Origin of the sequence: Flavobacterium sp. 90 (assembly GCF_004339525.1) — a bacterium.
Classification (GTDB): Bacteria; Bacteroidota; Bacteroidia; order Flavobacteriales; family Flavobacteriaceae; genus Flavobacterium.
Genome location: NZ_SMGE01000001.1, coordinates 219,732 through 231,803 on the forward strand (window position 1 = coordinate 219,732; position 12,072 = coordinate 231,803).

Genomic DNA, 12,072 nt, shown 5'->3' on the forward strand with positions numbered 1-12,072 from the left:
TTAAAACCTGAAACTTGAAACAATTAAAACTTTTAAAGCTTCAAACTAAGAATTTCTTCCATTTCTTGTTGTACTTTCAAGGCTTCTTCTCTTGCTTTTTCAACAAAATCAGTTCCATTTGAGGCGTAGATAATTGCTCTTGCTGAGTTTACTAATAATCCCACTTTATCGTTCATTCCGTATTTACAAACTTCTGATAAACTTCCGCCTTGAGCGCCAATTCCCGGAACTAATAAGAAACTATCCGGAACAATTTTTCTAATGTCTGCAAAATATTCGGCTTTTGTAGCGCCAACAACATACATTAGATTATGGCTATTTTTCCATGTTTTAGAGGTTTCTAAAACTTGTTTGTATAATTCTTTTCCATTTGTATTTAACGTCTGAAAATCAAAAGCACCTTCATTAGAAGTTAATGCTAACATGATTGTATGTTTGTTTTCGAAAGCTAAAAACGGCTCAACCGAATCTTTCCCCATATAAGGTGCAACGGTCACACTATCAAAATTTAAATCTTCAAAAAAAGCTTTTGCATACATGCTCGAAGTATTCCCAATATCGCCACGTTTTGCATCTGCAATTGTAAACATTTCAGGAAAATTCTCATTGATGTAATTGATCGTTTTTTGAAGTGAAATCCATCCTTTTATTCCATATGCTTCAAAAAAAGCAGTATTTGGTTTATATCCAACTGCCAAATCGTGTGTTGCATCGATTATAGCTTTATTAAATTCGAAAATAGGATCTTCGGTTTCTAATAAATGAGGTGGAATTTTAGTTAGATCGGGATCCAATCCAACGCATAAAAATGATTTCTTTAAAAGGATTTGTTCGTGTAGTTGTTGTGTTGTCATTCTTGATTTTTTAGCGCTTCTAATACATCAGAAATAATTCTTTTTAGAAGGTATGCAAAAATAAAAAAAGCCATTCAATTAAGAATGGCTTTTTGGTTTTATATTTAATTTAGCTTATAAATTACCTAAATAAACAATTTCGGTTCTTCTGTTTTGTGCTCTTCCAGAAGCCGTTTTATTAGATGCAACTGGTTTTGAAGCTCCAAATCCTTCTGAACTTAGATTCTCAGGATTTACTCCTTTTGCGATTAATGCATCCATAACAACTTTTGCTCTTTCTTGAGATAATTTCTGATTTGCTTTTGGGTTTCCTACATTATCGGTATGTCCATTGATCGCAAATTTAGCATTTGGATAATTTTTCAGAATTTCTTTGATTGCGTCTAATCTTCCTGAAGTTTCTCCTTTTTTAGCATCGCTTAATGTTGCTTTTCCGGTTACGAAAAAGATTGATTTAGCTTCTACTTTTAATTTTTCCAATGTTGCTTTAGTCACTTTTGGACATCCTTTATTATCTGCAGGACCAGCAATTAATGGACAATCATCTACATTATCAGGAACTCCGTCTTTATCTGCATCGAGAACCGGACAACCTTTATTTTCGACTAAACCGGCAACTGTTGGGCAAGCATCATCTTTATCCAAAACGCCATCATTATCAGTATCCGGCCAAGGACAACCTTTATTTTCTACCGGACCAGCGATTGCAGGACAAGCATCTACATTGTCTAATAAAGTGTCTCCATCAGTATCTTTCCAAGGGCAACCTTTATTTTCTACAGGACCTTTAACATCCGGACAAGCATCATCTTTATCAAAAACTTTATCTCCATCAGAATCTGGCCACGGGCAACCATTATTTTTTGCCGGACCTGCTAATTTTCTACAAGCATCTTCTTTGTCTATAACTCCATCTCCATCGGTATCTTTGAATTGTTTCTCATAAACCGGAATTTTCATCCCAAGATGAAAATCTGCTCCTTTTGATTCTTTCGAAACTAAATTACTAAGAACAGAACCTGAACCTACAAAGAAAACTCCCACTCTGATTCCTGATCCAACCTGCATTCCGCTATATTCCATCCAGGTCATTGGTACATAAAAACTAAACCATCTGCTTTCGTAACGTGGAGTCAAACTCACGCGATCAGCAATACTTGTTGCGTTTAGCTTGTTTTTACTGACCATATTAATGTCTCCGTTAAGATTCAAATAGAATTTTTGATACATATTCCAATCTGCATCAGCGTGAATTGCAGTTGGTAAGTTTGTCTTTACTCCTTTTGAACTCGAGATTTTTGTATAATGATCGTTTAAGAAATCGTATATATTTGCTGCATCATCAATCATTTGCTGCGTTACAACTCCCGTTACATTATAAGTATCTACCTTAGAATTTTTATATTTGATAGAACCGATATCCGTTACAGACAATCCAAAACGCAATTTATATTTATTTAGATCACGAAAGTTATTATCTATTTTTGTTGCTCTACTTAAATCATAATCTTCATAATTAGGTCTCCATTCATAAACAAGTCCTAGATCAAATCCGAAACCGCTTGAATTGATATCAAAATCATAATCTTCATTTGCTTCCCAATCCTGGCTTCCGCCGATGGTAACTTCTCCGTTAGAAATCAATGTTCCATCTTTTGGATTTGCACTATTTTGAACAAAAGCTACATTGACATTTTTTCCCTGAACATATCCATTTGCTCCTCCTTGTAGATATTTTGCCGTTAAACCACCTTTTAGAAAGTGTTGGTTATTTTGGTATAAAACAGCTGCATAAGAAATCCCTAGTTCTCCCCATGAATTTGAAGCTCCATTTGGACTTCCAGCATTAAAGTTGAAATTAGTAGCTTTATCTAAACCATCTTTAACCTCGTCTACAAGATATCCGTTTACGTTTCTTGCATTACTCACAGACCTTGCTCTCGTAAAAACTGCCAAAGTATGTTTTGGTGCAATATTGAACATAAAAGACGGTCCCATAATATCAAAATTGGCAAGTCCATTATTGTTGTTTTTTGGCGTCATGACAGATTCTTTATCAAAATCATATCCTTTCTTATAGGTATCAAAAAGCTTAACTCCATACAAATCATTTTGGACAGAACCACTTACCGAGAATATATTTATGTCTGTCTTAAAACGAGAATCAGCTATAGAAGCCGGATTAAAAAGTACGCTTTGCACACCTGCGTAATTGTCATGAAAATAGCCAATATAAGATTGTGCTTTGGCCGAAAAATTAATTGCAATAAGTAATAAACTAAGTAATAGTTTTTTCATTAAAATTTGGATTTTTAGTTTGGTTTGGCGGCAAAACTACAATAATTGATCTATAATGATGTTACCAAAACATTGAATTCATGTAACATCTTTAACAAATTATGTAAGAAAAAGAAAAGGCTGTTTTTTTATTTTTGATAACGAACCTTAAATCAGGAAATTATGAGTCTGCATATCGGAATAACGCCAAAAAACTTAAAAAAGAGTACTGCAATATTAGCCACGATTTTATCGAATGAAATGACATTATATGTAAAAACCAGAAAATTTCACTGGAATATTTCCGGAAACAGTTTTATGGAATTACATAAATTATTTGAAGATCAGTACAGAGTTTTAGAAGCAAATATTGATGAAGTTGCCGAACGCATTAGTCAGCTTGGAGAGAAAACGATTGGAACGATGAAGGAGTTTATAGAAAATTCGACTTTGAAAGAATCTCCTAAAGAATATTCTTCACAAAAACATATGCTTGAGGAACTTTTAGAAAATCACGAACAATTGGTAACCGAATTTAGAGACTTTATTCCTGTTTTCGAAAATGAAAATAATGATATTGGTTCAGCCGATTTTATAACGGGATTACTTCAGGAACATGAAAAAATGGCCTGGGTTTTGCGACGTTATCAAGTGTAACAATAGTGAAATGTGAATTATGCAACGCTTGACAGAATTGATGTAACACAACTCCACTTAAGAATTTGCAATTTTACAATACTATTAATTACAAAAGAAAAAGATCATGAATACTACAGAAATAAAAGGAAATTGGAATGAGTTAAAAGGGAAATTGAAACAAAAATACGCAACCCTTACAGATGATGATTTAATGTTTGCCGAAGGAAAAGAAGACGAAATGTACGGAAGACTTCAGCAAAAATTGGGAGCAACAAAAGAAGAATTTCATCAAATACTTTCAGATTTGTAAATCCCAAAGAATCAACTCAAAATACCGTCTAGTAAAAATATATTAGACGGTATTTTTTTGAAAATTTCATTTAAGTTTTAATGTTTCTGTAACTCTGACTGGCATTAAAAGCCATAACCAAAAATAAATTAATTATCTTTAACCAAATTTCTTTAAAATGAAACTATTTATAAAGTTCGACATAAATACCATTTGCTCTCTTTATTTAAAACAAAACCTTGAACAACAAAATATAAATTTTACAAGTCTTGGATTTGGAGAGATTGAGATTGCCGACAATATTGACGCAGATGCGCTTGAAACTTTAAAAAATAATTTAAGTCCGTGTGGCTTTGAGATCGTAGAAAATCAAAAAAGTGTACTGGTTCAAAAAATAAAAGATGCTATAATTGAGCTGGTCTTTATGGATGACAGTAATAATTATAAAAGTTCTGTGTTTCTGGCTGAAAAACTAAACCACAGTTACGGTTATTTATCGAATGTTTTTTCGGAAGTAACCTATTCTTCTATTGAAAATTTTATCATTTTACAGAAAATTGAAAGAGCGAAACAATTGATTATTATTAATGAAATGAGTCTGACCGAAATTGCATTTTTACTAAACTATTCGAGTGTTGCACATTTGAGTACACAGTTTAAAAATACAACCGGAATAACGCCATCGGCTTTTCAGAGAATAATTAAGAAGCGCAGAGAAAATTTAAAATAAAACCCAAATACCATACTAAAATGCAAAAAAACGCATTATACATTTTATTGGCTGATGATGATGAAGATGATCGTCTTTTTTTTAAGGATGCTTTTGAAGAAATCAAAATACAAACTAACGTAGATTTTGTGCATGACGGAATGCAATTAATGGATCATTTACATAATCCTGATAATAAATTGCCGGATATTTTGTTTCTGGATTTAAACATGCCTAAAAAAACGGGGAAAGAATGTTTAATCGAAATAAAAAAAACAGAGCGTCTTAAGAATATTATTATTGCAATTTATTCTACCTCATCGTCTGAAGAAGATATTGAAGATACTTTTATTCAGGGAGCCAACATTTATATTAAAAAACCAAGCGATTTTAACACGCTTAAAAAAATAATTAATGAAGTCGTGACCGTAAACTGGCACTATCATACCTCCGGGCTAAATCGTGATAATTTCCTGCTCCGACTAAAATAATAGAATACCAATGAAATGGATACCAAATTTTAATTCTTCAAACTCATTGAGAGTTATTTTTGTAATCGCAGTTTTCATTTTGTTATTTCTATCTTCTATTGCTTACAAACACAATCAGGATTTGAACGAATCTAGTAAGTTGGTAATGCATACATATGAAATAAACATACAACTGGAACGATTAATGTCGGCGATTAAGGATGCCGAAACGGGTCAGCGTGGATACATAATTACACGCAATGCCCGTTTTTTAACGCCTTATATTTACTCGCGCGACAAGGTAAACACTTCATTTATTACTCTAAAAAAATTAACTGCTGATAATCCTATTCAGCAGCAAAATCTTCAAAATCTCTTCAAGCTGATTATTCAGCGTTTTGTTTCTTTTGAAAATTGCCTAAAATACAGCGATCCCAAAACATATGATAAACGAAAACTCGATAATCATATGTTTGGCGGTCGAATCCTGATGGAAAACATTCGTTTTAAGGTTGACGAAATGAACGATATTGAGAAAGCTTATTTATCAAAGAGATTAAAAATTTACGATGCCGAAATTTCATTAAGTCCTCTTTTCTCTGTTTCTTTATTTCTGGTCGCATTAAGTTTTATTTTATTGGCTTACAGACAAATTAGTCGCGATATTGAACGTTTGAAAGTTTTTAACAAAAAACTCCTTATCTCAAACGGACTTATTGCCGAATCTGAAGTAATTGGTAAATTCAGTACCTGGCAGTGGGATTTAGATTCTCAGAAAATAGATTATTCAGACAATCAATTTCGTTTATTAGGTTTTGAACCAAATGCTTTTGTTCCGGTAAAAGAAACTTTTCTTGATTTTGTTCATCCCGATGATAAAGAAGCGGTTTCTAAATCTATGGAAGGAATTCTTGAAAACAAACAATTGCCTTTTGTTTATTATAAGATAATGTTGCCGAGTCATGAAGTCCGATATTTTAAAACAACAGGAAAATTATTAACGGATCAACAGGGAAGCAAAATTCTACTTGGAATTAATTTTGATATTACCGATGAACATTTGCTTAATATAGAACTTCAGGAACGAAACAAAGAACTTGAAAAAAGCAATAAAGAATTAGCATCTTTCAATCACGTTGCAAGTCACGATTTACAGGAACCACTCAGAAAAATTCAGACTTTTATCTCTCGGGTTTCAGATGCTGACAAAGCTGTTATGTCTCAAAGTGCGAGAGATTATATTGCTAAAATCGAAGTTTCGGCAAAAAGAATGCGTGTCTTAATTGATGATTTGCTTTTGTTTTCGAGAACAAATACGACCAAAAAAGAGTTTATAAAATCAAACTTAAATGAATTACTCGAAAATGCAGAAGCTGAACTGATTGAAATAATTAACGAAAAGAAAGCGATTATTACTGCATCAAAATTGCCTAAATTATTGGTAATTCCTTATCAGATCGAACAGCTTTTCATTAACTTGATTGGAAATTCTTTAAAATACAGTCAGCCTGATATTGCACCTCAAATTACAATTGAAAGCGAAAAAGTACTTTCGGCAGATTATCCGGATTTATTAGAACAGGATGTAAAGAAATTCCATAAGATAACTTTTACAGACAACGGAATGGGTTTTGATCCTCAGTTTAAAGAAACCATCTTTGTTTTATTCCAACGTTTGCATTCTAAAACAGATTATCCCGGAACCGGAATTGGGCTTGCGATTTGTAAGAAAATCGTAGACAATCATAAAGGTCACATTGTTGCAGACAGTACTCTAAATGAGGGTTCTGTTTTTACTGTTTTTCTACCAGATTAAATCTCTTTAACAACTACATAATAAGCGTTATATAAATCCATTATGGGAATTATATAACGTTTCTTTTTTATGCTGTAAAGCAAAATCTTTCAATCGTTAGCATCTTTGTAATGTAATACTTTAAGAAGTAATAATGAAAGCAATTCCCCCCTTAAAAGCAGCATTTATTAAAGCCTTTTTTTTATTGATAATAATAGTTTGTATGTCATCATGCAGAAAAAGTAATCCAATAGAAACAACTTTAAAAAATGAGACTTTTATAAAAAATGAAAAAGAAGAAATTGAAGCCTTTTTTTTTATTGCAACGGCAAATGTGAGTAAAACTATTATTTCGAAAAGTCAAATTGCACAACAAAAAAGTTCAGAAATTAAAATACAGGAATTAAGTAAAAAGATTGAGTTAACACAAAGCAATTTATTAGAGGAAGTAAATAAAATAGCCAATAAAAAGCTAATCATTATTACCGAAATAAATGCGACTCACAAAAGAGATCTTTATGATCTTATTGATGTAAACGAAGATGCTTTTAAAAAAGCATATCTAAACTCAATGTCTCAATCTTTGAACGAACAAATAGATTTGTTTGAATCGATATCTAAAGAAACAAACGATAAAACAATTCTAAAGTTGGTATTACAGTATTTACCTGGACAATATGAGCTCTTGAGGGAAACGGAGCGAATTAACAAAGAATATATCTAAACGCCGATACTATTATTAATTAACTAAATTTTTTAACTATGAAATTGCACTCAAATTTTTTATGCGCCTTAACCCTTTTTTTAACAGCTTCATTTGGAATGCTGCACGCTCAGGACAACAATGTTAACACCGAATTTGGTGTAAAAGGGGGATTCAACATGTCTAACCTTTATCAAAGTAAAGCTGATGACAATAATGTATTATACGGTTTCAACGCCGGGGTTTATGCCACATTGCCTATTTCAGATTTTATAGCAATTCAGCCGGAGATTTTGTTTACTACAAAAGGTGCTGAACTGGATTACAACAATGCTCTTGCAAGCGGAAATGCAAAATTCAAATTAAATTATATCGAAGTTCCTTTATTGGTAAGAGTTAATATCACTAAAAACTTCAACGTTCATGCCGGTGGTTATGCTTCTTACTTAGTAAGTTCTAAAGTTACAGGAGACGGAGATGTTACTTTCGATCAACAAATTGACACTGAAGACCTGAACAAGTTTGATGCTGGTTTAGCTGCAGGTGTTGGAGTAGATTTTAACCCAATAAGTATTGGTTTACGTTACAATTACGGATTAACAACCGTTGGAAAAGAGAGAACTTTTGCAGGAACAACCTATACTTTTCCGGATGCAAAAAACAGCAATTTGACATTATACCTTTCGTATAAGTTAAATTAAAAACAAGAATTAATTATTAACCATAAAGATAGAAACCATGTCTAATTTATTATATACAATCGCAGTAATACTTGTTATTCTGTGGGCTTTAGGATTCTTTGTTTATAGCCTGGGAAGTATTATTCATATTCTTCTGGTAATTGCAATCATTGCAGTACTATTCAGACTGATCAAAGGTCGTGAAATTTAAAAATCAACAAACTATTATATAAATATATTAATCTATTAAAATCAAATATTATGAAAACAAGTAACACAATTTTAGGAATTTTAGGAGCTGCAGCTGCAGGAGCATTTTTAGGAGTTTTATTTGCACCGGACAAAGGGTCAAATACAAGAAAAAAAATCTCAGATAAATCGAAAGATTACGGAGATAAAGCAAAATCTAAATTTGACGGAATTGTAAGTACAATTACTTCAAATGGTAAAGATATCCTTGAGGAAGGAAAAGCAAAATTTAATCAGGCAAAAGAAGACTTCAACACTATTAAAGACGAAGCAAAAACAGTAAAGTCGAACTATTAAAAGTGAACTTTTTAAACCATAAATACCCTCTATCATGGAATCAAATGCAACAACAAACGAGAACTTAAATCTTTATGAGAAAGCAGAAAATTATACCAAGACGAGTTTAGAATTAATTAAGCTCAAAACGGTATCAACATCAGCCGATGTTTTATCGACATTGACATCAAAGATCGCAGTAGGCGCTGTTGTTGCATTTTTTACCTTGTTCCTGAATATTGGGATTAGTTTATGGATTGGAAAAGAACTTGGTGAGTATTATTACGGTTTTTTTATAATGGCGCTATTCTATTTAATTGTTGCCATTGTGATGCTCAAAACGCAGCACAAACTGATTAAAACTCCTATTGGTAATATGATTATTACCAGTATTCTAAAAGAAACTAAAAAAGAAACTAAAACTGATTTAAGCTAATTAATAAAACTAAAAAAGACTGTTATGGAAACTGTTTATACTATTGATTCACTAAATCAGATGATCGAACAACTGGAAATCCGCCAAGACGCCGAATGGTGCGCTATTAAAGACGAAATCGATGAGATCAAGGACAATCTAAAACCTCTAAACCTCATCAGAAACACGGTCGAGGAAATCAACGAAACTGTGGGCTTTAAAAGCAATTTGGCACAATCTGCGATCAGCATCGGAATTGGTTATCTCGCAAAAAGATTTGTGGTTGGCAAAAGCACTTCGACATTCAAGAATATCTTCGGATCGTTGTTACAGCTTGTCGTGACCAACTTAGTTTCGAAACCACATGAATCCTCAAAAGAGGAAGCATAATAACACGAATCATCAAAAGAGTAATTGTCTAAACTAATTTTATTGTATTATGGAAAAGAAACTAACCGATATAGTATTAAAGAACGGTGTGTACATGTACTCTAATCTATATAAATGTTTTGAATTTACACGAGTATTTCTAGGTATCTAACTTGCTTTATACGTTTCTTGTAGACAAACGGTTAAACAGTTAATATCCTTCACTATATATTTTATTGAGGTTCAAAGAGGCAAAGGTTCAAAGGCGCAAAGGTTTTCTTTGTAAACTTAAAACAAGACTTTGTCTGAGCCAAAAAAGACCCTGTTTCACATTGGTGAAACAGGGTCTTTTGTTTTTTAAAACCTCCAGATTTAAGATGCACTGCTGTGCATCTCTACAAAACCTGTGTTCCTCTGAAACTTTGAACCTTCTCTTTTATATATTGCGTTCCAGTGGTTGAAACCACTGGCTATGGTTTTTCTCATTGAAATTATCTAACAAACCTTTTTGTAATCCTAAAATCTCTAGAAAAGATGCACTGCTGTGCATCTCTACACAAACCTTTGTCCCTTTGAACCTTTGCAACTTTGAGCCTAAAAAACTTAGAACCTCAGAACCTTAGCACCTCAGAACCTTCTAATTATAATTTTGATAAATTGGTAATTTTAAACCAACATACAAATTACACGCTCTGGAATTGTTTGCAAACAAATTAGAAATTAAAGATCCCGAACCTACAAACAATGGACCAGCTCTAAAACCGGTTCCTATTTGAGTTCCGCTATATTGCATCCAGGTCACTGGTACATAAAAACTAAATTGTCTGGTTTCATATCTCGGCGTAAACGTAACCGAATTAGCAATTGCAGTTCCGTTCATTTTCTCAGCATCAATCAAGCCAAAATCACCGCTTAAATTCAGATAAAAACGCTGATCAATATTCCAGTCAAAGTTGGTGTGCAAAGTAGTTGGCAGATTGGCTTTGATACCTTTTCTAGTTGCGATTTTTGTGTAATTTGAATTAAAAAAATCAAAGATATTATCTGCATTATCAAGATCTGCCTGTGTAACTTTTCCCGTTAGATTATAAGTATTCTCAGTAATATTTTTATAGTTAAGTTTCCCTATATCCGTCACCGAAGCAGCCGCTTTAAACTTATACCTATTTCCTCTGCAAGTATGACAATTGGTACGATATTCATATGTAAAACCAAGATCAAGTCCTACTCCACCAAAAGCAGTATTGAATTTAGGATCATTTCCGTTTTCATAATTATAACTCGCTGCCGTTCTCAAAGTTCCCGTCGAGTTATATTCACTCAAAGACGGATCGGCATCATTTTTAGTAAAAGCAACACTCAGATTACTTCCGTTGATATAACCATTTGTTCCCGCCATTAAATATTTAACCGTAATACCGCCTTTGATAAAATGGTCTTCTTCATCCAAAAATACTGTACCATAACTCGCTCCAATCTCTGCCCAGGAATTAGTAACCACATTAGGATTTCCACCTGTTATTAAAAAACTTTTCGAAACATCAGTGTCTTTATTTGCCGCATCAAAAAGTTCCCCGTTTATATTGACAAGATTACTAATACTTCGCACTCTCGAAAAAATCGCAATACTATGTTGATCTGCAATATTCAACATAAAGGATGGCCCCAGAATATCGACATTAAAATTACCTCTATTATTATTCTTAATATTTTTACTTGCCGATTTATCAAAATCATAACCTCCGCCTAATACTTCCGGAAGATTAACTCCATACAAATCATTTTGTCCCGTTGCACTTGCCGAAAAAACAGTAACATCAGCTTTGTACTTAGAATCTACAACAGCAGAAGGATTAAATAGTACACTCTGAATTCCGGCGTAATTATCATCTCTGAATCCAAAATAAGATTGTGCGTCGGCATAAAAAATGCTTCCTAAGAAGCAGCATAATAGTAAAATTTTCTTCATAAATTATTTCTATTGATTGGTTGGTGAAGCAAATATTTAACAAAAAATTCAAAAAAAAAACTCGCAGCTAATCTTTGATTAGCTGCGAGTTTTTTTTAGGTTCTAAGTTACTAAGCTACTGAGTATCTGAGCTTATTATAAATCTTACTTTAAAGGAATATTATATAGTATTTCCCTTAAACAAAAGCATGAAATCATCAGTTTTTCATCGCCTTAAATCTAGAATCAAATTTTATTTCAAAAATCTCATTTCATACAAAAAAGTCAAAATATCCTACATCCAAAAACAAAAAAAAGCCGAACCTAAGTTCGACTTTAATATTTTATCCTTCTAAGAAACCTTAGCACCTCAGAACCTTAGTCCCTCAGAACCTCAGA

General features: G+C 32.7%; 14 protein-coding genes. 11 read left to right on the forward strand and 3 right to left on the reverse strand.

The genetic code is table 11. The annotated features are described in order from the left end of the window. Positions 1 to 32 precede the first annotated feature (32 nt). Entirely contained in the window at positions 33 to 854 is an 822-nt protein-coding gene (gene pyrF / locus C8C83_RS00895) for an orotidine-5'-phosphate decarboxylase (RefSeq protein ID WP_121326016.1), read from the reverse strand. Between the two features lie 114 nt (positions 855 to 968). Continuing rightward, positions 969 to 3,152 (reverse strand): DUF5723 family protein, encoded by a 2,184-nt coding sequence (locus C8C83_RS00900; protein ID WP_121326017.1) that lies wholly within the window; start codon positions 3,150 to 3,152, stop codon positions 969 to 971. 162 nt (positions 3,153 to 3,314) lie between these two features. Between C8C83_RS00900 and C8C83_RS00905 the strand changes: the two genes are divergently transcribed. From C8C83_RS00905 to C8C83_RS00955, 11 genes are all read left to right on the forward strand, one after another. Further along, on the forward strand, positions 3,315 to 3,788 hold the full coding sequence (locus tag C8C83_RS00905; protein ID WP_199735276.1) for a DNA starvation/stationary phase protection protein: 474 nt from the start codon (positions 3,315 to 3,317) through the stop codon (positions 3,786 to 3,788). 106 nt (positions 3,789 to 3,894) lie between these two features. Continuing rightward, a complete protein-coding gene (locus tag C8C83_RS00910) occupies positions 3,895 to 4,080 on the forward strand; it encodes a CsbD family protein (RefSeq protein WP_121326018.1) in 186 nt (61 codons plus the stop codon). A gap of 157 nt (positions 4,081 to 4,237) precedes the next feature. Then, a complete protein-coding gene (locus tag C8C83_RS00915) occupies positions 4,238 to 4,789 on the forward strand; it encodes an AraC family transcriptional regulator (protein ID WP_121326019.1) in 552 nt (183 codons plus the stop codon). A 20-nt stretch (positions 4,790 to 4,809) separates the two neighbouring features. Next, positions 4,810 to 5,259, forward strand: coding sequence for a response regulator (locus tag C8C83_RS00920; protein WP_099711414.1), 450 nt, complete (start codon positions 4,810 to 4,812; stop codon positions 5,257 to 5,259). A gap of 10 nt (positions 5,260 to 5,269) precedes the next feature. Further along, complete coding sequence (locus C8C83_RS00925; protein ID WP_121326020.1) at positions 5,270 to 7,054, forward strand: CHASE3 domain-containing protein; 1,785 nt, start codon at positions 5,270 to 5,272, stop codon at positions 7,052 to 7,054. A gap of 133 nt (positions 7,055 to 7,187) precedes the next feature. Continuing rightward, positions 7,188 to 7,757, forward strand: coding sequence for a DUF4142 domain-containing protein (locus C8C83_RS00930; RefSeq protein ID WP_121326021.1), 570 nt, complete (start codon positions 7,188 to 7,190; stop codon positions 7,755 to 7,757). Between the two features lie 38 nt (positions 7,758 to 7,795). Further along, positions 7,796 to 8,437, forward strand: coding sequence for a porin family protein (locus C8C83_RS00935; protein WP_121326022.1), 642 nt, complete (start codon positions 7,796 to 7,798; stop codon positions 8,435 to 8,437). Positions 8,438 to 8,474: 37 nt separating this feature from the next. After that, positions 8,475 to 8,627 (forward strand): lmo0937 family membrane protein, encoded by a 153-nt coding sequence (locus C8C83_RS00940; RefSeq protein WP_121326023.1) that lies wholly within the window; start codon positions 8,475 to 8,477, stop codon positions 8,625 to 8,627. A gap of 50 nt (positions 8,628 to 8,677) precedes the next feature. Further along, positions 8,678 to 8,962: a YtxH domain-containing protein gene (locus tag C8C83_RS00945; RefSeq protein WP_121326024.1), complete on the forward strand. Its 285-nt coding sequence runs from the start codon at positions 8,678 to 8,680 to the stop codon at positions 8,960 to 8,962. A 34-nt stretch (positions 8,963 to 8,996) separates the two neighbouring features. Then, positions 8,997 to 9,377 carry a hypothetical protein gene (locus tag C8C83_RS00950; RefSeq protein WP_121326025.1) on the forward strand — a complete coding sequence of 127 codons (381 nt, stop codon included), beginning with the start codon at positions 8,997 to 8,999 and terminating at the stop codon, positions 9,375 to 9,377. Positions 9,378 to 9,401: 24 nt separating this feature from the next. Next, positions 9,402 to 9,746 carry a hypothetical protein gene (locus C8C83_RS00955; RefSeq protein ID WP_099711408.1) on the forward strand — a complete coding sequence of 115 codons (345 nt, stop codon included), beginning with the start codon at positions 9,402 to 9,404 and terminating at the stop codon, positions 9,744 to 9,746. A 616-nt stretch (positions 9,747 to 10,362) separates the two neighbouring features. On the opposite strand, the gene C8C83_RS00960 is transcribed toward C8C83_RS00955, so the two are convergent. Beyond that, the gene (locus tag C8C83_RS00960) at positions 10,363 to 11,694 is read right to left on the reverse strand and encodes a DUF5723 family protein (RefSeq protein ID WP_132011621.1); all 1,332 of its coding nucleotides are present in this window, start codon (positions 11,692 to 11,694) and stop codon (positions 10,363 to 10,365) included. Positions 11,695 to 12,072: the final 378 nt, after the last annotated feature.